The organism is Nocardia cyriacigeorgica, assembly GCF_029868385.1.
GTDB classification, from domain to species: domain Bacteria; phylum Actinomycetota; class Actinomycetes; order Mycobacteriales; family Mycobacteriaceae; genus Nocardia; species Nocardia cyriacigeorgica_F.
This window is the reverse complement of record NZ_JARWNX010000052.1, coordinates 50,239-75,895: the sequence shown is the minus strand read 5'-3', so window position 1 is coordinate 75,895 and position 25,657 is coordinate 50,239. Positions and strand designations below refer to the sequence as shown.

1 protein-coding gene is annotated in these 25,657 nt (G+C 69.3%); it reads left to right on the top strand.

The features are described 5' to 3' along the window. The first annotated feature begins 73 nt into the window (after positions 1–73). The gene (locus QH168_RS16630; RefSeq protein ID WP_432421114.1) at positions 74–25,657 is read left to right on the top strand and encodes a non-ribosomal peptide synthase/polyketide synthase; all 25,584 of its coding nucleotides are present in this window, start codon (positions 74–76) and stop codon (positions 25,655–25,657) included.

The following is a 25,657-nucleotide window of genomic DNA, read 5'->3' as shown; positions in this document are numbered from 1 at the left end:
CCGTCGATCGGTACGGGCCGAGGACACGACGACAGGCAGGGTGAGGCAGCTACATGAAACCGGTGGGTGGGCAGTGGCGCGGCGAGGTCCGGGGGACGATGCCGGCATGACCGGTCAGCGCTCGGCACGAGTTCGCCCCACCCGTATCCGGCGTCCGCGGGTCACCACCCTGCCGCAACTGCTCGCCACCGCTGTCGAGGCGAATCCGGGTGGTCTCGCGGTCACCTTCGCCGACGCCACCACCACCCTCGGCAGTCTCACCTATGCCGAACTCGATGATCGGTCCACGCGACTCGCCCATCTGCTGATCGCCCGCGGAATCGGGCCGGAAGATCTGGTCGCGGTCGGCATCCCGCGGTCGCTCGAATCGGTGATCGCGGTATGGGCGGTGGCCAAGACCGGCGCCGGATTCGTCCCGGTCGACCCGAACTATCCCGCCGACCGCGTCGAGCACATGGTCACCGATTCCGGCGCCGTGTTCGGGCTGACCGTCGCCGAGGTCCGCGCCGATCTGCCGGATCGGGTGGAATGGCTGCTCATCGACACCGCCGAGACGGCGCACGCGCTGGAGAACTATCCGGCCGATCCGGTCAGCTACACCGACCGGGTGCGCCCGTTGCGCGCCGAACATCCGGCCTACGTCATCTACACCTCGGGTTCCACCGGTAAGCCGAAGGGCGTGGTCGTCACCCAGGCCGGGCTGTCGAGTTTCTGTGATGAGCAGCGCGAACGCTATCGGGTGACGCCCGATTCGCGCACCCTGCACTTCGCCTCACCGTCGTTCGACGCATCGGTGCTCGAACTGCTGCTGGCGCTGGGCGGTCCGGCCACCATGGTGGTGGTCGCGCCGACGGTGTACGGCGGCGACGAACTCGCCGCGCTACTGCGCCGCGAAGGCGTGACGCATGCGTTCATCACCCCGGCCGCGCTGGCGTCGGTGGATCCGGCCGGTGTGGACGAACTGCGAGTGGTCGTCGCCGGTGGTGAGGCCTGCCCACCGGAGCTGGTGCGGCGCTGGGTTCTGCCCATCTCCGACGGCCGGACCAGGGAATTCTTCAACGGCTACGGTCCTACCGAGACCACGATCATGACCAATATCAGCGCGCCACTGGTGCCGGGCGAACCGGTGACCATCGGCGGGCCGATCCGCGCCATCACCGAGCATGTGCTCGACGAACGTCTCACCCCGGTGCCGGACGGCGTGGCGGGCGAGCTGTACATCGCGGGCGCCCAGGTGGCGCGCGGCTATCACGATCGGCCCGCGTTGACGGCGGCCCGCTTCGTCGCCAACCCCTTCGATCCGAGCGGGGCCCGGCTCTACCGCACTGGCGACCTGGTGCGCGTGACACCGGAAGGCTCCCTGGAGTACCTGGGGCGCAATGACTTCCAGGTCAAGATCCGCGGTTTCCGCATCGAACTCGGTGAGATCGACGCGGTGCTGGCCGGACACGACAGCGTCGACTTCGCGGTGACGATCGGGCACCGGCTCGACAGCGGCGCGATCATCCTCGCCTCCTATGTGCATGCCGCGCCGGGCGCCGTCATCGATGTCGCGGCCCTCGACGCGTTCGCCGAACGCAGCCTGCCCGCGCATATGGTGCCGACCGCGATCACCGTGCTCGACCGGATCCCGCTGACCCCGGTCGGCAAACTGGATCGGCGCGCGCTGCCGGAACCGCAATTGCAGACCAGGGTGTTCCGCGCGCCGTCCGGGCCGTTGGAGGAAGCCGTCGCCGAGGTCTTCGGCGATCTGCTCGGCAGCGGTGAACCCGTCGGCGCCGACGACGATTTCTTCGAACTCGGCGGCAACTCGCTCATCGCCACCCGGGTCGCCGCGCGTCTCGGCGAAGCGGTGGGCGCACGGGTGCCCGCCCGGCTGATCTTCGAAGCCCCGACCGTTGCGGGTCTGGCCGCGAAGCTGGAACCGCTGAAGGGTGCGGGCGGGCGCCGGGCACTGACCCCGATGCCGCGCCCCGACCACATCCCGCTCTCGCTGGCACAGCAGCGGATGTGGTTCCTCAACCAGTTCGACACCGCCTCGGCCGCCAACAACATTCCCTTCGCGGTGCGGCTGAGCGGCATGCTCGATGTGGCCGCCCTGCACGCCGCCGTCACCGATGTCATCGAACGGCACGAAACCCTGCGCACGGTGTATCCGGCCATCGACGGCACCGGCTATCAGGTCATCGTGCCCGCCGCCGAGGTGGTGCCCGATCTGGCGCCGAAACCGGTGCCGGAGGCCGAACTGCCGGACTGGCTCGGGCAGCTCGCGCTGACCGGATTCGATGTGGCGGCCGAGGTGCCGTTGCGGATGGCGCTGGCCGAGGTGGGGCCGGGCGACCACGTCATCGCGGTGGTGGTGCACCATATCGCCGCCGACGGCGCCTCGGTGGCGCCGTTCATGCGGGATCTGCTGTCGGCGTTCCTGTCCCGGCGCAACGGCGCGCGACCCTCATGGGCGCCGCTGGCGGTGCAGTACGCCGATTACACGCTGTGGCAGCGCGAGGTGCTCGGGTCCGAGGACGATCCCGATTCGCCCGCCGCCACCCAGATCCGCTTCTGGCGCGACGCACTCGCCGGCGTCCCGGATCGGATCGAGCTGCCCGCCGACCGGCCACGGCCCGCGATCGCCTCCGGTCGCGGCGCGGTCTACGACTTCGAGATCGACGCGCGCACCCATGCGCGCCTCGGCGCCATCGCCCAGCAGACGGGCGCGTCGGAGTTCATGGTGGTGCACGCGGCGTTCGCGGTGCTGCTGGCGCGGTTGGCCGCCACCGATGACGTCACGATCGGCACACCGGTCGCCGGTCGCGGTGAACGTGAACTCGACGCGCTCATCGGCATGTTCGTCAACACGCTCGTGCTGCGTACCCCGATCGATACCGGTGCCTCGTTCACGACTCTGCTCGAGACGGTCAAGGACACCGATCTGGCGGCCTTCGCGCACGCCGAACTGCCTTTCGAGCGTTTGGTCGAGGTCCTCGATCCGGTGCGTTCGCAGGCGCATCATCCGCTGTTCCAGGTGGCGCTGTTCATGCAGAACCTCGGCCCGGTCGCGCTGGAGCTGCCCGGTCTGACCGCCGAGACCGTGGACTTCGGCGCCGATTTCGCCAAGTTCGACCTGCAACTCACCGTCTCCGATGCCGCCGAGGGCTATCGCGCCGAATTCACCTACGCCACAGATCTGTTCGACGCACCGACGGTGCGTGAGTTCGGCGCGAAGTTCCTGCGCCTGCTGCGCGCGGCCGTCGCCGACCCCACCACCGTGGTCGGCGATATCGATCTACTGGACGCCGGTGAACTCGACTACGTCACCGCGAGCTGGAATGCCAGCGGCCACCGAGTGACCGACAGGTTTCTGCACGAGGGTTTCGACGCGCAGGTCCGGCGCACCCCGCGGGCGCTCGCGCTGGTGGCCGAGGACCCGGTGCCCGTGGAGCTGACCTATACCGAGCTGTCCGAGCGCGTCAACCGACTGGCCCGATTCCTCATCCGGACCGGGGTCGGCCCGGAGTCGCTGGTGGTACTGGCCATGCCGCGATCGGTGGAGCTGGTCGTGGCCATGTATGCGGTATCGCGGGCGGGTGGAGCCTATGTGCCGGTGGACCCCGCACATCCGGTCGAGCGCATCGGGCACATCCTCGATACGGCAGCGCCGCACTGTGTGTTGAGCACGCGGGCAGCGGGTTTCGCCGCGGCCACCGAGGCACCGGTGCATCTGCTGGATGCCGTGGACCTGTCGGAGCTGTCGACCACGTCGATCGCGGACACCGAACGGCGCACGCCGCTGCATCCCGATCATCCCGCGTACGTGATCTTCACCTCCGGTTCGACCGGCAAACCCAAGGGCGTCGCGGTCACGCACCGTGCCATCGCCAACCAGCTGGCGTGGATGGCCGACGAATACCGGCCCCGTACCGGTGATGTGTACCTCCAGAAGACCGCGACCACCTTCGATGTTTCGCTGTGGGGCTATTTCCTGCCGTTGCGTACCGGCGCCACTCTCGTGCTCGCCGCGCCCGACGGTCATCGCGATCCGCGCTATATCGCCGAGACGATCGCGCGTCACGGCGTGACCCTGACCGATTTCGTACCGTCCATGCTGACGGTGTTCGCCGCGCACGCGCGTGACGAGGAACTGGTCTCGTTGCGTGATGTCTTCGTCATCGGTGAGGCGCTGCCGCCGGAGACGGTGGCGGCATTCCACGCGGTGAGCGACGCCGGTCTGCACAACCTGTACGGCCCGACCGAGGCGGCGGTGTCGATCACCTATCGCGAGGTCACCGAGGCGGACGGCCCACTCGTGCCGATCGGCGAGCCGGAATGGAATTCGCAGGTCTACGTGCTGGATTCGCGGCTGAGACCGGTGCCGATCGGTGTGCCGGGCGAGCTGTATCTGGCCGGTGACCAGCTGGCGCGCGGCTACCACCGGCGGGTCGATCTCACCTCGGACCGCTTCGTGGCCAACCCGTTCGGATTCGATGGCGCACGGATGTACCGGACCGGTGATCTGGTGCGCTGGACCGCCGACGGTGAACTGGTCTATCTGGGCCGCACCGACTTCCAGGTGAAGTTCCGTGGGCAGCGCATCGAACTGGCCGAGATCGAGACGGCGCTGCTCGACGATCCGCGCGTGGGTCAGGCGGCCGCGCGGTTGATCACCGGGACCGATGGTGATTTCCTGACGGGTTACGTCATCCGGGCGATCGGCGCCGACCTCGATGTCGAGATGCTGAGAGAGTCGCTGTCGCAGCGGCTTCCGGCGTATATGGTGCCGACCGCGGTGGTCGAGCTGACGGAATTCCCGCTCAATACCAGCGGCAAGCTGGACCGCAAGGCGCTACCCGTGCCCGAACTACGCACCGTCCGGTTCCGCGCGCCCGTCGATGCCGACCAACGCCTGGTCGCCGACGTCTTCGCGGAGGTCCTGCGCCTGGATCGGGTCGGACTCGACGACGACTTCTTCGCCCTCGGCGGCAGTTCTCTCGACGCCACGCAGGTGACCGCGCGGGCCGGGGCGGTGGCGGGTATCCGCGTCCCGGTGCGTGCCCTGTTCGATGCGCCGACCGTCGCCGGATTCGCGGCCGCGGTGGCGGGACTGCGCGCCGAGGCCATGCCTCGACCGGCGCTGGCCCGCCGCGAGCGCCCCGATCTGATCCCGCTCGCCCCCGCTCAGCAGCGGTTGTGGTTCTTGAACCGGCTGGAAAGTCAGGACGAAGACGCGGCGTCTACCGGTGTCTACAACTTGCCCGTGGTGTTGCGGTTGACCGGAATACTTGATCCGCGAGCCATGGAACTGGCCGTGCTCGATGTGCTGCGCAGGCACGAATCGTTGCGCACGCTGTACCCGGAGACCGAGACGGGGCCGTACCAGTCGATCCTGGCCGCCGACGCGATCGGATTCGGACTGAACCCGGTGCGGGTGCGAGCAGCGGAGGCCGACGCCGCGGTGGCCGCCATCGCGGGCGGTGGATTCGACGTGACCACCGAACTGCCCGCAAGGGTCGCGCTGCTGAGCATCGACGGCAGCGACGAACATCTGCTGGTCTTCGTGGTGCACCATATCGCCGCCGACGCACTGTCGCTGACACCGCTGGTCGGCGACCTGATCACCGCCTACCGCGCCCGCAGCACAAACACCCCGCCGGAACTGCCCGCGCTCGCGGTGCAGTACGCCGACTACAGCCTGTGGCAGCGCGAACTCCTCGGCGCCGCCGACCATCCCGGCGACCTGGCCAACCAGCAGCTCCGGTTCTGGCATGCGGTGCTCGACGGCCTTCCCGCCGACCTGGCCCTGCCCGCCGACCGGCCGCGTCCGGTGCGTCCGTCCCAGAGCGGTGCCGCCGTCGATTTCACGGTCGCGGCCGAGACCGCCACTGGTCTGCGTGTGTTGGCGCGACGCGGCGGCGCGTCGCTGTTCATGGTGGTGCACGCGGCCCTCGCGGCGACCTTGGCGCGGATGAGCGCCACCACCGACATCGTGATCGGCACACCCGTCGGTGGTCGTGGCGAACGCGAGCTGGACGGGCTCATCGGCATGTTCGTCAATACCGTGGTGCTGCGCAGCGAGGTGCGCCCCGACGCCACGTTCACCGAACTGCTCGGCGCGGTCCGTGACGCCGATCTCGCGGCCTTCGCCAATGCCGAACTGCCGTTCGAGCAGCTGGTCGACACCATGGCCGTGGACCGGACCACCGGCGCGCATCCGCTGTTCCAGGTGATGCTGAGCTTCGCCGAACAGCGCGGCCCGCTGGCACTGGAGCTGCCAGGATTGCGCATCGAGCCGGTCGATATCGCGGACGAGACGGTCAAATTCGATCTGCACCTGGTGCTCGGCGATACCGGTGATTCCGTGTTGACCGGCAGCCTGCGCTACGCCACCGACCTGTTCGACGCCACCACCGTCGAATCACTCACCCAGCGTTTCCTACGTGTGCTGGCAGCGGTCGCCAGTGCCCCGGACACCCCGGTCGGCGAAATCGAACTGCTCGACCCCACCGAACGCCGCACACTGCTCGACACCTGGAACGACACCACCCACCCGCTGCCCGCCGACGAGACGCTCGCCGGTCTGTTCGCGGCGCAGGTCGCCCGCACACCGGACGCACCTGCGGTCACTTTCGACGGGCCGCCCCTGGCCGCCCCGTCGCCTGATCGTGCGCGCTGTTCGGCGATTCCGTCCCACCTGTCGCCCCACCAAGTCTCATCGAGCCGCTCAGAGTTGTCGGCTGATCCGGTGTCCGGTGATGGCCCGGCATCAGGTCAACCCGGCGTGCTGGCCGACCCGCCTTCCGGTAGCCGTTTCGCACCGAGTCGCTTCGAGTTGTCGGCCGATCCAGTGCCCGGTGATCGCTCCGGCATGGCCGACTCGTCTCCCGGTAGCTCTCCCGCACTGAATCGCTCCGAGATACCGGCTCATCGGTCGTCTGACCATCACCACGCACCGGCGCACTCGGAGACGCTGTCATACGGCGAATTCGCGGCACGGGTGAACCGCCTCGCACGGCGGTTGATCGAGGCGGGTGCCGGCCCGGAGACGCTGGTGGCGCTGGGAATGCGTCGTTCGGTCGACCTGGTGGTCGGCATGTATGCGGTGACCGTGGCCGGTGGTGGGTATGTGCCACTGGACCCGGATCATCCGGCGGAACGCACCACCCACATCCTCGATACGGCGGCACCGCTGTGCGTCCTCACCTCCGGCGCGGATCTGGATGTGGCCGTGGAGCAGATCCGCATCGATGAGCTGGATCTGGCGGAGTACTCGTCCGCGCCGGTGACCGATGCCGACCGCCGCGCTCCGCTGCGGGCGTCGAATACCGCGTACGTGCTGTTCACGTCCGGCTCCACCGGCCGCCCCAAGGGTGTGGCGATGAGTCACGGCGCCATCGTCAACCGGTTGCGCTGGATGCAGTCGGCGCATGTCGCGCTCGACGGCAGCGATGCGGTCATGCAGAAGACTCCCGCCACATTCGATGTGTCGGTGCCGGAGTTCTTCTGGCCGTTGCAGGTCGGCGCGCGGCTGGTTCTGGCCGCACCGGACGGTCATCGCGATCCGGCCTATCTGGCCGGGCTCATCCGCCGCGAGGCGATCACCGCCGCGCATTTCGTCCCGTCCATGCTCGCGGCTTTCGTCGCCGAGGAGCAGACCGACCTTCCCGCGTTGCGTCATATCTTCTGCTCGGGTGAGGCGCTGCCCGCCGCTGTCGCACACCGGGCTCGCGCGTTGACCGGTGCCCGCGTGCACAACATGTACGGCCCCACCGAAACGGCGGTCGAGATCACCGCGCACGAGGTGCGTGACGACGAGACGGTGCTGCCGATCGGCGGTCCGGTGTGGAACAGCCAGGTCTACGTCCTCGATACGCGGCTGCGTCCGGTACCGGCCGGTGTGCCGGGCGAGTTGTATCTGGCGGGTGCTCAGCTCGCGCACGGGTATCTCGGCCGCCCCGATCTGACCGGTGACCGGTTCGTCGCCAATCCGTTCGGCGCGCCGGGCACTCGCATGTACCGCACCGGCGACCTGGTGCGATGGACCGCCTCGCCAAGCGATGCCATGGCGGACGGGCACGCCGCGGGCGAGTTGATCTTCCTCGGCCGCACCGACTTCCAGGTGAAGGTGCGCGGGCTGCGCATCGAATTGGGCGAGATCGAGTCAGCGTTGCTAGCGCTGCCGCCGGTGGCGCAGGCCGTGGTTCTGGTGCGCGACGATCACGGCACCGGCGCGCAACTGGTCGCGTACCTGGTGCCCGACGGTGTGATCGATATCGACGCCGTGCGTGCCGACCTGGCCCGCGCCCTGCCCGGCTACATGATCCCGACCGCTTTCGTGGTGCTCGACGCGTTCCCGGTGAACGCCTCCGGCAAGCTGGACCGCAAGGCGCTGCCCGCGCCGGTCCTCGCGCCGACCGAGTTCACCGCGCCCGAGGGGGCCATGGAAACCCTTGTGGCCGAAACCTTCACTGCGCTGCTCGGCGCGGACCGGGCCGGTGCGGGCGATGACTTCTTCGCGCTCGGCGGGAACTCGCTCATCGCGACGCAGCTCGCCTCTCGGCTCGCCGAGGCGACCGGCGCGCAGGTCCCGGTGCGCACCGTGTTCGACGCTCCGACCGTCCGTGAACTGGCCCGGCGGATCGAGGTCGGCGCATCGGATTCGGCAGCACTGCCGCTCACCGCGCAGGACCGCACCGCGCCCATCCCGCTGTCCATCGCCCAGCAGCGCATGTGGTTCCTCAACCGCTTCGATGCCGCGAGCGCCGGTTACAACATCCCGTTCGCCCTGCTCCTGACCGGTGCGCTGGACGTCGCCGCACTGCATGCGGCCATCGGCGACGTCATCGCCCGGCACGAAACCCTGCGCACGATATATCCCGAACACGACGGCACCGCAGCACAACTGGTCCTCCCCGCAGACGCGCAGTACCCGCGACTCGCTCCGCAGCCGATCACCTGGACCGACCTGCCGGACCTGGTGGCCGCAGCCGCCCGATCGGGTTTCGATGTGACCAGTGAAGTGCCGATCCGCATCGAGCTACTACGGGTCGTGAATGATTCCGCCTCGGCGGCCACCGCACCTGCGGGTGACGCGATGATCACGGCCACGTCCGCTGCTCCGACCGGAGAAGCTCTCGATATCGCGCGAATGGCCGACGAAGTCTCCGGGATAGGCGCAGGCCCATCGTCCACGCTTGCTGTCGATGCCACGGACTCGACCATCCCGGCCTCAACCGCTACGGCTCCGGGCTCGGCCCACCGCGGTGACGAGCCTCGTGCCGAGCAGACCCATGTGCTGCTGTTCGTCGTCCACCACATCGCCGCCGACGGCTGGTCGTTCGCCCCGCTGACCCGCGACCTCGCCGCGGCCTACCTCGCTCGCTCCTCGGGTTCGGCACCGGCGTTCGCGCCGCTGCCGCTCCAATACGCCGATTTCGCGATCTGGCAGCGCGCCGCACTCGGTGATCCCGCCGACCCGAATTCCCGGCTGGCCGAGCAGCTCGGCTATTGGACCGAGCAGCTGGCGGGCCTGCCCGAGGTCCTCACCCTCCCCTCGGATCGTCCGCGCCCCGCGATCGCCACCCAACGCGGCGGCGCACTCACCGGCCGTCTCGATGCCGGGCTGCATCGGCGCATCCAGGAGTTCGCCGCCGCACATCGCGCTACACCGTTCATGGTTCTGCACGCCGCGTTGGCGACGCTGCTGGCCCGGCTCGGCGACACCGCGGACGTCGTGATCGGCACGCCGGTCGCCGGTCGCGGTGACCAAGCGCTGGACGATCTGGTCGGCATGTTCGTCAATACCCTCGTACTGCGCGCCGAGGTGCACCCCGAGACGACAAGCGCGGAACTGCTCGCACAGGTCCGCGCGGTGGACCTGGCCGCTTTCGACCATTCCGCCGTCCCGTTCGAGCAGTTGGTCGACGCGGTGAATCCGGTGCGCTCGCAGGCCCATGCCCCGCTGTATCAGGTGGCATTGACCTTGCAGAACCAGACCAAGCCCGACTTCCATCTGGACGGACTCGGTATCCGCGCCCTCGAGGTCGAGGCGGCGCCGATCCAGCTCGATCTGGACTGGACGCTCACCGACCGCTACACCGTCGACGGCGCTGCCGACGGCATCGACGTGCACTTGCACTACGCCCTCGACCTGTTCGACGCCGACACCGCTGCCCGCTTCCTGGCGGCATTCGAGCAGGTGCTGTACGCCTTGGTCGATGATCCCGACGTTCTCGTCGGTGAGATCGAGCTGATGTCGGCGGCCGAACGCGCTCTGCTGCTGTCGGAATGCAATGCCACCGACCATCGGTTGCCCGTCGAGACCTTGGACGACATGTTCACCGCCCGTGTCGCCGCGACACCGGACGCCGTCGCGGTGCGGTTCGAGGGTGTCACGCTGACCTACGCCGATCTCGCCTCTCGGGTGAACCGGCTGGCCCGCAAGCTCATCGCGGAGGGGGCGGGACCGGAGCGGATCGTCGGGCTGGCCGCCCTGCGGTCGGTCGACATGCTCGTCGCCATGTACGCGATCATGCGCACGGGCGCGGCCTATGTGCCGATCGATCCCGATCATCCGGCCGAACGCATCGCATATGTCATCGATGCCGCCGCGCCGCTGCTGATCGTGCAGGTGGGCGGCGCGCGACTACCGGAATCGGCCGTGCCCGTCCTGGATTACGCGACTCTCGATCTGTCCGGATTCGACGATGCGCCGATCACCGATGCCGACCGCGCACATCCGCTGCGCCCGGACAATGCCGCCTACGTGCTGTTCACCTCCGGGTCCACCGGCCGCCCCAAGGGCGTGTCCATCTCGCATCGCGCGATCACCAACCAGCTGCGCTGGCTCGAGTCCGAATACGAGATCACCGAACGGGACCGGCTGCTCCAGCGCGCTCCACTGACCTTCGATGTCTCGGTATGGGAGTGCTTCCTGCCGATCACGGTGGGTGCGCCGGTGACCGTGGCGCGGCCGAGCGGCCATCTCGATCTCGACTATCTGGCCGGACTGCTCCGCGCGGACGGCATCACCTTCGCGGAGTTCGTGCCCTCGGTGCTGGCCGCGTTGCTCGGTGAGGGGATGGGCGACGCGCTCGGCGCGCTGCGCCACCTGCACTGTGGTGGTGAGGCGCTGACCCCGGATCTGCTTGCGGCACTGCGCGACGGCCTCCCCGGCGCCGTGCACAACTCCTACGGGCCCACCGAGGCCGCCATCTCGGCGGTGTTCCACGAGTTCACCGATCCGTCCTCGGAATCCGATCGCGATGTGGCGATCGGGCGACCCTGCTGGAACACCCGCGCCTATGTGCTGGACGCTCGTCTGCGGCCGGTGCCGATCGGGGTCACCGGTGAGTTGTATCTGGCCGGTGAGCAGTTGGCCCGTGGCTATCAGGGCCGGTCGGCGCTCACCGCGGAACGGTTCGTCGCCGATCCGTTCGGTGCGCCGGGCCGGACGATGTATCGCACCGGCGATCTGGTGCGGTGGAACCGTAATGGTGATCTGGTGTACCTGGGTCGCAACGATTTCCAGGTGAAGCTGCGTGGTCAGCGGATCGAGTTGGGTGAGATCGAGGCGGCGCTGACGTCGGTGGCGGGGGTACGCGCCGCGGCGGTCGTCGCGGCCCGCGATACGTCGGGTCAGGACTGCCTCGTCGGCTATGTCAGCGGCGACGGGGTTTCGGCCGACGTAGTCCTCGGCAGCATCCGCGACCTGCTCCCGGCGTACATGGTGCCCGCCCATCTGATGGTGCTGGATGAGATGCCATTGACCACGGCGGGCAAGCTCGACCGTAAAGCGCTGCCCGCCGTGCAGGTCACCGGCACCGGAGCCGCCTTCCGCGCACCCCGTGCGGGTGTGGAATCGGTGCTGGCCGTATTGATCGCCGACCTGATCGGCACCACGACCCCCGTCGGCGCCGATGACGATTTCTTCGCCCGCGGCGGTAACTCACTGCTGGCCATGCGGCTGGTCGCACGCGCCAATGCGGCGTTCGGGTCGGCACTGACCGTGCGCGCGGTCTTCGAAGCGCCGACCGTTGCTGGGCTCGCGGCTCGCATCGCGGCCGGGAGCGCTTCGGCTCGTCCCGCATTGGTTGCGGCCCAGCGACCCGCGCGTATCCCGTTGTCACTGGCGCAGACCCGGATGTGGCTGCTCAACCGCATCGACCCGGATTCGGCCGTCTACAACATACCGATCACCATCCGGCTCACCGGCGATCTGAACGTGCCCGCACTGCACACCGCGCTACTGGATGTGGTGGACAGGCACGAATCATTGCGGACGATCTTCCCCGCCGACACCGAAGGCCCCACCCAGGTGGTACTTGCCGAAGCTCCGGCCGGTGAACTGACGGTGCACCCCATCGACGTGTCCGAAACCGAGCTCGAGGCCGCGGTGCTCGCCGCCGTCTCGGGTGGTTTCGACCTGCGCACCCGCATCCCGGTGCGGGCGACGCTGTTGCGTATTGCGCCGGACGACCATGTGCTCGCGGTGGTGGTCCACCACATTGCCGCCGACGGAGTCTCGACCGCACCCCTGGCTCGCGATCTGATGACGGCCTACTCCGCTCGCGTCGCGGGCGCGGAGCCCGGCTGGTCGCCGCTGCCGGTGCAGTACGTCGATTTCACCCTGTGGCAGCACGCCGCACTCGGTTCCGCCGACGATCCGGCATCGGAGCTGTCCGCGCAGATCGCGCACTGGCGTACCGAACTCTCCGGCCTCGCACCGGTCCTGGAATTGCCCGCCGACCGTCCCAGGCCCGCGGTGGCCTCCGGCCACGGCGCGACGGTGGAATTCGGCATCGGCGCCGCGCTCACCGCGCGGATCGCCGAACTCGCCAGGGCACATGGTGTTTCGTCGTTCATGGTCGTGCACGCCGCCTATGCCACGCTGCTCGGGCAGCTGGCGGGCGTGGACGATATCGCCATCGGCACACCCGTCGCCGGGCGCGCCGAGGAAGCGTTGGACGAGCTGGTCGGCATGTTCGTCAACACCCTGGTACTGCGGACCAGGGTGGACGGCGATCGGTCGTTCACCGACCTGCTCGCCGAGGTGCGCGCCACCGATGTGCGTGCCTTCGCGAACGCGGAACTACCGTTCGAGCGGCTGGTGGAAGAGCTGGACCCGGTCCGCTCCCAGGCGCATTCGCCGATCGTGCAAACCCTGCTGACCTTCGAGCATCGCGACGACACCACCCTGCGGTTGCCGGGCCTGGAGGTCGCCGGGTACCCGATCGACAATCGGGTCGCCCAGTTCGATTTGGCGCTCGAACTCGGCGAACGAGCCGAGGGCGATGCGACCGTCCTGCACGGTGTATTGCGTTATGCCACCGACCTGTTCGACCAGACGACGGCGCAATCGTTCGCGGCCCGCTTCGTGCGTGTGCTCGAGACCGTCGTCACCGCGCCGGAGCAGCCGGTCGGTGCGATCGAGCTGCTCGACGACACCGAACGGGCCGCACTCGACCACTGGAACGACACCACGCACCCGGTCGATCCGGCAGCGACGCTCGTCTCGCTGTTCGAAGCCCAGGTCATCCGTACCCCGGACGCACCCGCCGTCACATTCGACGGTCTCGCCGACACCGATCCCTCCGCGAGCCTGTCCTACGCCGAGTTCGCCGCGCGCGTGCACCGCCTGTCCCGCTGGCTAGTGGATCAAGGCGTCGGCGCGGAATCGGTGGTGGCACTCGGTATGCGCCGATCGCTCGATCTGGTCACCGCCATGTACGCGGTGGTCGCCACGGGCGCCGCCTACCTGCCGCTCGACCCGGACCACCCCGCCGAACGCACCGAATACGTGCTCACCACCGCGCGCCCGGTCTGTGTGCTCACCTCCGGCCTCGACCTCGATGCGGGCGCCGCCCGTCAGGTCCGCCTCGACCGCCTCGACCTGTCCGGCTATCCCTCACATCCGCTGACACCCGCCGACCGGATCGGCGCCCTCACCCCCGGCAATACCGCCTACATCATCTTCACCTCCGGTTCGACCGGCCGCCCCAAAGGCGTCGCGGTCCCGCACCGCGCCATCGTCAACCGGCTGGTGTGGATGCAGGACGAATACACCCTGACCGCCGCCGACACCGTGGTGCAGAAGACACCCGCGACCTTCGACGTGTCGGTGTGGGAGTTCTTCTGGCCGTTGCAGACCGGCGCCCACCTCGTCCTCGCCCGCCCCGACGGTCACCGCGATCCCGCGTACCTGGCGCGCCTGATCGCCGATGAGCAGATCACCGTCGCGCATTTCGTGCCCTCGATGCTCGCGGTGTTCCTGGAAGCACAGGCGCCAGGTGCTGGGCGCGACGTTGCCTCTGCGGACACGAAGCCGCTGCGCCTGCTGTTCGCCTCGGGTGAAGCCCTGCCCGCCGCGACCGCCCAGCTGGCCCGCGAGCTGACGGGCGCCGAGGTACACAACCTCTACGGGCCGACGGAGGCCGCCGTCGACGTCACCTTCCACGCGGTCACCGACGACGATCAGGCGTCCGTGCCGATCGGCCGTCCGGTGTTCAATACCGGCCTGCTCGTGCTGGATTCGCGGATGCGTCGGGTCGCGCCCGGTATTGCGGGTGAGCTGTATCTGTCCGGCGCCCAGCTGGCCTCGGGCTATGTGGCGCGGCCGGCGCTGACCGCAGAACGCTTCGTGGCGAATCCGTACGCCGCGCCGGGGGAGCGGATGTACCGCACCGGCGACCTCGTGCGCAGGCGTGTCGACGGCGAGGTGGAATATCTGGGCCGCACCGATTTCCAGGTGAAGCTGCGCGGTCTACGCATCGAACTCGGCGAGATCGAAGCGGCGTTGACGAAACTGGATTCGGTCGGCCGCGCGGCGGTCGTGGTGCGGTCGGATCAGCGCCTCGGCGATCAGTTGGTGGCCTATCTGGTGCCCGCCGGAAGCGTCGATATCGACGCGATCCGTGCAGCACTCGCCGCCGAACTACCCGCCTATATGGTGCCCGCCGCGTTTGTCACCCTCGACGAGCTGCCGCTCAATTCCGCTGGCAAACTCGACCGCAACGCCCTGCCCGCACCGGCCTTCACCGCCGCACCCTTCCGTGCGCCCGCCGCTGGCATCGAGCAGACCGTCGCCACCATCATCGGTGAGCTGCTCGACGTCGAGCGGATCGGCGCCGACGACGATTTCTTCGCCCTCGGCGGTAACTCGCTCATCGCCACCAGGGTGGCGGCCCGGCTCGGCGTCGAACTGGACGCCGAGATCCCGGTGCGGTCGTTGTTCGATGCGCCGACGGTGGCCGGGCTAGCCGCCCGCGTCGCCCGGCTGCGTGGCACCGGCGGCAAGGCCGCACTCACCCGCAGACCGCGCCCGGAGACCGTGCCGCTGTCGCTCGCCCAGCAGCGCATGTGGTTCCTCAACCGGTTCGATCCGCAGGAGACGGTCAACAACATCCCGGTCGCGATCCGCCTCACCGGCAGCCTCGACATCGATGCGCTGACCGCCGCCATCGCCGATGTGGTGGGCAGGCATGAAACCCTGCGCACCGTCTACCCGGATGTCGACGGCGTCGGCAGCCAGCGCGTCCTCGAACCGACACGGGTGCCGCCCATCGTCGCGCTCGATGCGCGGCGCGCAGCCGAAACCATCGCCGAGTTCGTCGGCACACCGTTCGATGTGACCAGCGCGGTGCCGGTGCGGATCGGTCTGGCCCGACTCTCCGAAGACGAACATGTCCTCGTCCTGGTGGTGCACCATATCGCCGCCGACGGCTTCTCGATGGCGCCGCTGGCCCGCGATATCGCCACCGCCTACGCGGCCCGCGCCGCCGGTACCGCACCGGCCTGGACCGAACTGCCCGTGCAGTACGCCGATTACGCGCTGTGGCAGCGGGAAACGCTCGGTGCCGAGAACGATCCGGCGACACCGGCCGCCGCCCAGCTCGCCTACTGGCAGCAGGCGCTGCGCGGGCTGCCCGCCCAGCTCGACCTGCCCGCCGATCGGCCCCGACCGGCGGTCGCCTCGCACACCGGCGCGAGCATCACGGTCGGGATGAGCGAGGAACTCCACGCGCGGATCGTCGCATTGGCCGCCCGCACCGACACCACCCCGTTCATGGTCGTACACGCCGCGTTCGCGGTGCTGCTGGCCCGCCTGTCCGGCACCACCGATATCGCGATCGGCGCACCGGTGGCCGGACGTGGTGACGCCGCACTGGACGATCTGGTCGGCATGTTCGTCAATACCGTGGTGCTGCGCACCGAGGTCGACGCCGCCGCCGGTTTCGCCGAGCTGCTGCACCGGGTCCGCGAACGTGATCTCGACGCCTTCGCCCACGCCGAGCTGCCGTTCGAACGGCTGGTGGAGGTGCTGGATCCGCCGCGTTCGCAGGCCAGGCATCCGCTGTTCCAGGTCGCGTTGTTCTTCCAGAACCTGGCGCCGGTGCGGCTCGAGCTGGACGGGCTCACCATCACCGAATACGACGATCCCGGCCACGAAACCATCCGCTTCGATCTGCAATTGACCGTCAGCGATCGGCAGCTCCGCTTCGGCTATGCCACCGACCTCTTCGACACCGACACCGTGATCGGCTTCGGCACCCGGCTGCTGTGCCTGCTCACCGCGGTGACCGGGGAGCCGGACCGCGCCGTCGGCGATATCGACCTGTTCACCTCCGGCGAACGCCATCGCGTGCTCACCGAATGGAACGATTCGGCCCATACCGCCTACGTCCCGGAACTGCTGCTCGACGAATTCGAGGCCCAGGCCACGGCGACACCGGAGGAACCGGCACTCGTCTACGTCCCCGACGACGGCACCGCCACCAGCACCCTCGGCTATGGCGCACTCGACCGCCGCGCCAACCGGCTGGCCCGCCACCTCATCGCCCTCGGTGTCGGCCCGGAGTCATTGGTGGCGCTGTCGATTCGTCGCTCCACCGACCTGGTGGTCGCGATGTACGCGGTGCTCAAGGCGGGCGGCGCCTATGTGCCGATCGATCCCGATCATCCCGCCCAGCGCATCGCCCATATCCTCGACACCGCACGGCCCGCCGCGCTGCTGACCACCGAACGTGATCAGCTCGACCTCGGCTACCAGGGGCCGATGATCTGCGTCGACACCGTCGCTCTCGATGGGCGATCCGAGGAACCGATCGCGGCGGCCGAACGCACCGCTGTGCTGCGTCCGCAGCATCCGGCGTATGTGATCTTCACATCCGGTTCGACCGGAAAGCCCAAGGGCGTGGCGGTTTCGCATGCCGCGATCGTCAACCAGATGAACTGGATGCAGGCGCGGTATCGGCTCGGCGGCGACGATGTGTACCTCCAGAAGACCGCGACCACTTTCGACGTCTCGCTGTGGGGCTATTTCCTGCCGCTGCGGGTCGGCGCGACGGTCGTGCTCGCCACCCCGGACGGACATCGCGATCCCGGCTACCTCGCCGAGGCGATCGGCGGATACGGCGTCACCGTCACCGATTTCGTGCCATCCATGCTCAGCGTATTCGCCGCGCATGTGGGGACGGCCGGGCGCACCGACGCCCTGCGGTCGCTGCGCATGGTGTTCGTCATCGGTGAGGCCCTGCCCGCCGAAACGGTGCGGGCCTTCGGCGCGGTGAGCGCGGCGGCCGTGCACAACCTGTACGGGCCGACGGAGGCCGCGGTCAGCATCACCTACCGCGAGGTCACCGGGGAGGTCGAGCGCACCGTGATGCCGATCGGCAACCCCGAATGGAACAGCCGCGTCTACGTGCTGGACGCGCGACTGCGGCCCACGCTGCCCGGTGTCGCGGGGGAGCTGTACCTGGCGGGTACGCAGCTGGCGCGCGGATATCACGGACGGACCGCCATTACCGCCGACCGGTTCGTCGCCAACCCGTTCGGTGAACCCGGCGAGCGGATGTACCGCACCGGCGATCTGGTGCGGTGGGAGCACACCGCATCCGGCGCGGAACTGGTGTATCTGGGCCGCACCGATTTCCAGGTGAAGTTCCGCGGTCAGCGTATCGAACTCGGTGAGATCGAAGCCGTGCTGGCGGCCGCGCCGGGTGTCGCGCAGGCCGCGGCGCGGGTCACCGAGGAGCATCTGGTCGGCTATGTGACCACCCTGCCGGGTGTCGCTGTGCCCGAGGACGAGCTGTTGCGCGCCGCTGCCATCGCGCTGCCCTCGTACATGCTGCCGTCGACGATCATGGTGCTGGACGCCTTCCCGCTCAACGCCTCCGGGAAACTCGACCGTGCCGCCCTGCCCGATCCGGTCTTCGACCGCGCCGCCTATCGCGCCCCGACGACCACGGCCGAACGGCTGGTGGCCGAGGCCTTCGAGAGCGTGCTCGGTACCGGGCCGGTCGGCGCCGACGACGGCTTCTTCGACCTCGGCGGCAACTCGCTCACCGCCACCAGGGTGCTGGCGCGACTCGGGGAGCGGCTCGGTCGCCGGGTGCCGGTGCGGCTGCTGTTCGAAGCGCCGACGGTGCACGGGCTGGCCGCGCGCCTCGGCGAAGCCGACGAACACGTGATCGCCCTGGTCGCGGGCCCACGACCGGAATGGATTCCCTTGGCGCCGGTACAGCGCGGCATGTGGTTCCTCAACCGGCTCGACCCGGCGTCGGCGGCGCACAACATTCCGGTGGCGATGCGCATCCGCGGTGAACTCGACACCGGCGCGCTCGTAGCCGCCTTCGGTGATGTGGTCGCCCGGCACGAGGTGCTGCGGACGATCTACCCCGTCGACGGCACGGGCACCGGCCATCAGGTCGTGCTGCCGGTCGAATCCGCACAGTCGCGGCTCACCGTCGAATCGCTCACCGGATCGGTCGAGGACCGTATCGCCGCCTTCATCGGCGCGGGATTCGACGTCACCGCCGAGGCGCCGATCCGCGCGGTGCTGCTGCGTGAGCACGACAGCAGTCATGTGCTCGTCGCGGTGGTGCACCATATCGCCGCCGACGGCTACTCCATGCACCCGATGCTGCGTGATCTGCTGGCCGCCTACCTGTCCCGAGTGCTCGACAGCGCGCCGATGTGGCCGCGGCTACCGGTGCAGTACGCCGATTACGCACTGTGGCAGCACGACGCGGTGGATTCGGTGGCGGCCGAGCAGCTCGCATACTGGGCCGAAACCTTGCGTGACCTGCCCGAAGAATTGGCGTTGCCGATGGACCGGCCGCGTCCGGCCGTCGCCTCCACACGGGGGAGCAGCGTCCGGGCCCGGATCGGCGGCGGTGTCGGCGCGCGAGTGCGTGAGATCGCGGCCGCGCACGACGCCACCCCGTTCATGGTGCTGCATGCCGCGCTCGCCGCGCTGCTGGCCCGGCTCTCGGGTGGCACCGATATCGCCATCGGGACGCCGGTCGCCGGACGCGGGGCAGAGGCGTTGGACGATCTGGTCGGCATGTTCGTCAACACCCTGGTGCTGCGCACCCGGCCCGAACTCGACCTGTCCTTCGCCGAACTCCTCGCGCACACTCGCGATGTCGATCTGGCGGCCTTCGCCCATGCGACGGTGCCGTTCGACCAGGTCGTCGACGAACTCGGTGTCGACCGCTCGCAGGCCAGGCACCCGCTGTTCACCGTCGCGCTCAACTACCTGAACACCGGCGGTGACACCTTCTCGGTCCCCGGCCTCGACCTGACGCCGGTGCCGTTCGAGGAACCCGTCGCGCGTTTCGATCTCCAGTTCACCGTCGCCGCCGACCTCGATGACGACGGCCACCTCGGCATCGAACTCGACTACGCCACCGACCTGTTCGACCGCGCCACCGCGGCCGGTCTGCTACGCCGATTCGGTCGCCTGCTCGGTGCGCTCACCGCCGAGCCCGATCGACCCATCGGCACCGTCGAACTGCTCGCCCCCATCGAACGCGCACAACTGCTCGCGCGCCGTGGTGCCGCACCGGTGCCGCCGTGCACCCTCGCCCAGCTCATCGCCGGCGCCGTCGCGGCCGATCCCGATGCCATCGCGGTCGTCGCGGGTGAGCGGGAGCTGACCTATCGCGCGATGGACGAGCAGTCCTCGCGACTTGCCCGCCTGCTCATCGCCGCGGGGATCGGCGCGGAAGACGTGGTGGCCGTCGCCGTTCCCCGTTCGGCCGAATCGATGCTCGCCGTCTGGGCGGTGGCCAAGACCGGCGCCGCGTTCGTTCCAGTCGACCCGACCTATCCGGCCGACCGCATCGCCCATATGTTGAGCGATTCCGGCGCCGCGCTCGGCCTCACGACCCTCGCCTCCCGTCCGGCGCTGCCCGACGGCGTCGAATGGCTGGTGCTGGACGCGCCCGCCACCGCGACTCGTCTCTGGCATTCGAGTCCGGCGCCGATCGCCGCCACCGAACTGGTGCGCCGGGTGCGGGTCGCCAACCCGGCCTGGATGATCTACACCTCCGGTTCGACCGGTGTGCCGAAGGGTGTGGTCGCCACGCATACCGGGATCGCCGGAGTGGCCGTCGCACAACGTGATCGGTATCAGGTGGGCCCGGATTCGCGGATTCTGCACGTCGCCTCACCCAGCTTCGACGCGTCCATGCTGGAACTCCTGCTGGCGCTCGCCGCTGGCGCGACACTGGTCATCGCACCGCCCGGTGTCTACGGCGGCAGCGAGCTGACCGCCCTGATCCGGGATCAGCGGGTGAGCCACGCCTTCCTCACCCCGGCGGTCCTCCGGACACTCGATCGCACCGAACTCGACTGCCTCGTCCGACTGACCGTCGGCGGCGAATCGTTCGGCCCGGATGTGGTTCGGCGCTGGGCTTTCGGCGAGCGGCACTTCCACAACACCTACGGCCCGACCGAAACGACCATCATCACCACGATCAGCGCACCCATGCGCCCCGGCGATCCCTTCGATATGGGCACGCCGATCCACGGCATGTCCGGGGTCGTGCTCGATGCGCGGTTGCAGCCGGTGCCGGTGGGCGTCACCGGTGAGCTGTATCTGCGCGGACCCGGTCTGGCCCGCGGCTATCACGCGCGGGCGGCGCTGACGGCGCAGCGGTTCGTCGCCGACCCGTACGGCCCGGCCGGTGGCAGGCTGTACCGCACCGGCGATCTGGTGCGTTGGACCGCATCCGGCGCCATCCAGTACGTGGGCCGCTCCGACCAGCAGGTGAAGGTGCGCGGACTGCGCATCGAACTCGGTGAGATCGATGCGGTGCTCGCCGCGCATCCGAGCGTGGAATACGCGGCCACCGTCGGCCACACCGACAGCGCAGGGGCGACCACCCTGGTGTCCTATGTCGTCGCCGCGGTCGGCCACACCATCGACACCGCGGATCTCACTGCGCACGCCGCCGAATCGTTGACCGCCTACATGGTGCCGAGCGTCATCATGGTCCTCGACGAGCTGCCGCTGACACCGGTGGGCAAACTGGACCGGAAGGCGCTGCCGGAGCCCGAGATTCGCACGGCGGAGTTCCGCGCACCGGTCACGTCGACCGAACACACGGTCGCCGCCGTCATCGCCGCGGTACTCGGTCTCGACGGCGCACCCGTGACCGGTGACCGGCATTCGCCGTCCGCTGTCGGCCTGGACGACGATTTCTTCGCCCTCGGCGGAAATTCGCTCACCGCGACGCAGCTGGCCGCTCGACTCGGGAGCGCGCTCGGCGTCTCCGTCGGGGTGCGGACGATATTCGAGCACCCCACCGTCGCCGCACTCGCCGCCGCCCTCGATACCGCCCGAGGTGCCGGAGAATCCGCACGGCCTGCGCTCGTTCGCCGCACCGATGACGCTCCCGTCCCGCTCTCCCTCGCCCAACAGCGCATGTGGTTCCTGAACCGGCTCGACCGCCAGTCCACCGCCTACAACATTCCGCTGGCCGTGCGCCTGACCGGTGCCCTCGATATCGCCGCCCTCAATGCCGCCGTCACCGATGTGGTGCGACGACACGAGGTGCTGCGCACCGTCTATCCGCAGCGGCAGACCGGTCCGGTGCAGATCGTGCTGCCGATCGAGCGGGCGGGCACACCGGTGCTGGTGGCGATCGCGGTCACCGCCGACGATCTCACCGCCGCGGTGGCCGACTTCGTCGGCGACGGCTTCGACGTCACCGATACGGTGCCGATCCGCGCCAGATTGCTGGCGCTTGGCCCGGACGAGCACGTGCTCGTGGTGGTGGTGCATCACATTGCCGCCGACGGGTCCTCGCTGGCGCCGCTGGCGCGTGATGTGATGGCCGCCTACGCCGCCCGCAAGCGCGGCGCCGCACCGGACTGGGCGCCGCTGCCGGTGCAGTACGCCGATTACAGCCGCTGGCAGCGGGAACTGCTCGGCAGCGAGGACGACGCCGAATCGCTGATCGCACGCCAGCTCGACTTCTGGACCGACGCGCTGGCCGGGCTCCCGGCCCAGCTCACCCTGCCCGCCGACCGGCCACGCCCAGTGGTGGTGTCCACGCAGGGCAGGCATCTCGATTTCACCATCGACGCCGCACTGCACACCCGGCTCGCCGAACTCGGTCGCGACGGTGGCGCCACCCTGTTCATGGTCGTGCACGCCGCGTTCGCGGTACTGCTGGCCCGACTGTCGGGGACGACCGATATCGCGGTCGGCACGCCGGTCGCGGGCCGTGGAGAGGCCGAACTCGACGAGGTCGTCGGCATGTTCGTCAACACTCTCGTCCTGCGCGCCGAGGTCGATACCGCCGCCGGATTCACCGAACTGCTGGATCGGGTGCGCGCGGGCGATGTCGCCGCCTTCGCCAATGCCGACGTACCGTTCGAACGGCTGGTGGAGGTGCTCAACCCGGAGCGCTCCACCGCGCGTCATCCGCTGTTCCAGGTCGGTTTCTCCTTCCACAACCAGGTGGAAGCCGATTTCGCCCTCGACGGATTGACTGTCACCGCAGCCGATTTCGATGCCGAGGTCTCCCAGTTCGATCTGCATCTGGTGGTGACCGACCGCTACCACGCCGACGGAACACCCGCCGGTATGGCGGCCTCGCTCACCTACGCCACGGCACTGTTCGACGAGTCGACCGTCGCCGGGTTCGCGGGCAGACTGCACCGCCTGCTCGCCGCGATCTGCGCGACCCCGCACGCGCCCGTCGGCGATCTGACGCTGCTTGACCCGGCCGAGGCCGAACGCGTCCTGCGCACCTGGAACCACGCCGAGCACGAATTCGCTCCCGCACTGCTCACCACGGCGTTCGAATCGCAGGTGGCGCGCACGCCGCGGTCGATCGCGCTGCTCGCCGCCGATGCCGGCCTCACCTACGGCGAGTTCGGGGCACGGGTGAATCAGCTGGCCCGCGTCCTGATCCGGCACGGTGTCGGCCCGGAAACCTTGGTGGCGTTGGCGATTCCACGCAGCATCGACCAGCTGGTCGCCATGTACGCGGTGGTGACCGCGGGCGGCGCCTACGTTCCGCTGGACCCGGCGCATCCGCTGGATCGTACGTCCGCGGTGCTGGCGGCGGCCTCGCCCGCGCTGGTGCTCACCTCGGAGCGTGCGCGGATGGCGCTGCCGGACGCGCTGGAGCCGCCGGTGCTCGACATCCGCACCGTCGACTCTCTCGCGGACGAGTCCGGGCCGGTGCGCGCGCATGAGCGCCGGGCCCCGCTCACGCCGTCGAATACCGCCTACGTCATCTTCACCTCCGGTTCCACCGGCACGCCGAAGGGTGTGGCGGTCTCGCACGCCGCCGTCGCACATCAGCTGGATTGGATGCAAACCGAATACGGCCTAGGTGTTGGTGATTCGGTCCTGCACCTGACCTCGGCCGCGTTCGATCTGTCGATCTGGGAACTGTGGTGGGCCACCCGCACCGGAGCCCGCATCGTGCTCGCACCGCAGGGCGCGCACCGCGATCCGCATCGGCTGCTCGGACTGCTCGACCTCACCTCGGTCACCACGCTGACGGTGGTCCCGTCGCTCCTGGCCATGCTGGCCGAGGCGGCGGGCGACCGGCGGCTGCCCGCATCACTGCGCAGGCTGCTGGTGATCGGTGCGGCACTACCCGCCGCGACCCTCGCGCGGATCACCGCGAAGACCACCGCGCGGGTGGACAACCTCTACGGTCCCACCGAGGCGGCGGTATCGGTGACCAGGTTCCGCACCGAACGTGGCTCCGGGCAGCCGGTCGTGCCGATCGGCACCCCCGAATCCGGCAACCGGGTGTACGTGCTGGACGACCGCCTGCATCCGGTTCCCGCCGGAGTGATCGGCGAGCTGTATCTCGGTGGCGCGCAGCTGGCCCGCGGCTATCACGCCCGCCCGGACCTCACCGCCGAGCGCTTCATCGCTGACCCGTTCGGCGCACCCGGCGCCCGCCTCTACCGCACCGGCGATATGATGCGCTGGAACACCGGCGGCGACCTCGAATACGTCGAGCGCCGTGACTTCCAGGTCAAGGTGGGCGGTTACCGTATCGAACTCGCCGAGATCGAGCACGCCCTGCGTTCTCGACCCGAGATCGCGGACGCCATCGTCATCGCCCACCGCACCGGCGGTGAGAACGCTATGCTGGCCGGTTATTTCACTACGGTCGCGCCGCTCACCGAAGCCGCTCTCCGGACCGCGCTGTCGGAGCGGTTGCCCAGCTACATGGTTCCGGCGGTGCTGTGGCAGTTGGCAGCTTTGCCGTTGACCGCCAACGGGAAGGTCGATCGCAACGCTCTGCCGCGGCCGGAGCTGGGCACGCGCGAATTCCGCGGTCCGGTCACCGAGCTGGAACGTGCGGTCTGCGCGATCTTCGCCGAAGTGCTCGACGTGGGATCGGATGAAGCCGCTGTTCGGGACGGTTCCCGCGCCGATATCGGTCTCGATGACAACTTCTTCGAGCGCGGCGGCAACTCCCTGCTGGCCACCCGTGTGGCCGCGAAGCTCGGTACCGCACTGGATGAACAGATCCCGGTCGTATGGCTGTTCTCTGCCCCCACCCCGGCGGGTGTGGTCGCCCAGATCGAACAGCGCCGGGCTGGTCGCGGTCGGATCGACGCCGATGCCGCGTTCGAGGTATTGCTGCCGCTACGGCCCGGCGGTTCACGGGAACCGCTGTTCTGCGTGCACCCCGTCGGCGGTGTGGCCTGGTCGTTCGCGGGACTGGCCGCGCATATCGAACCGGACCGTCCGCTGTACGGGCTCCAATCGCCCGCGCTGAATTCCGATGAACCGCAGGCGGGTTCGATCGAGGAATGGGCGCAGCGCTACGTCCGGGAGATCCGCGCGGTGCAGCCCGACGGCCCCTACCATCTGCTCGGCTGGTCACTCGGCGGTGTGCTCGCCCACGCCATCGCGGTCCTGTTGCAGGACCAGGGCCAGCACGTGGCGACCTTGGCCATGATGGACAGCCCGCTGCTCATCGACGTCGATTCCTCGGCGCCGATCCCGGTCGCCGAACTGCTCGGCGGCCTGCTCGACGACCGGAGCACCGCCGAACTCGATCGTGACCAACTGGCCGACCACCTGTCCCGGCTCCCGGAACCGTTCGCCTCCTTCGGCCTCGACCGGCTCACCCGAATCCTGGACTCCGGCGCCGATGCGCTGCGTCTGATCGCCCGCTACCACCCCCGCCCCTACAAAGGCGAGCTGGTGTACTTCACCGCCGCGGCCGACGACCCCACCGGCGCCACCGGCGCCGCCACCTGGTCCGACGCCGTCGACGGCACCGTGCACAACCATGCCGTCCAGACCACCCACTGGCGGATGACCACCGATGCCGCACTGGCCCGCATCGGCCACGTCCTCACCACCCGCCGCCCCGACCACGACCGCCCATGA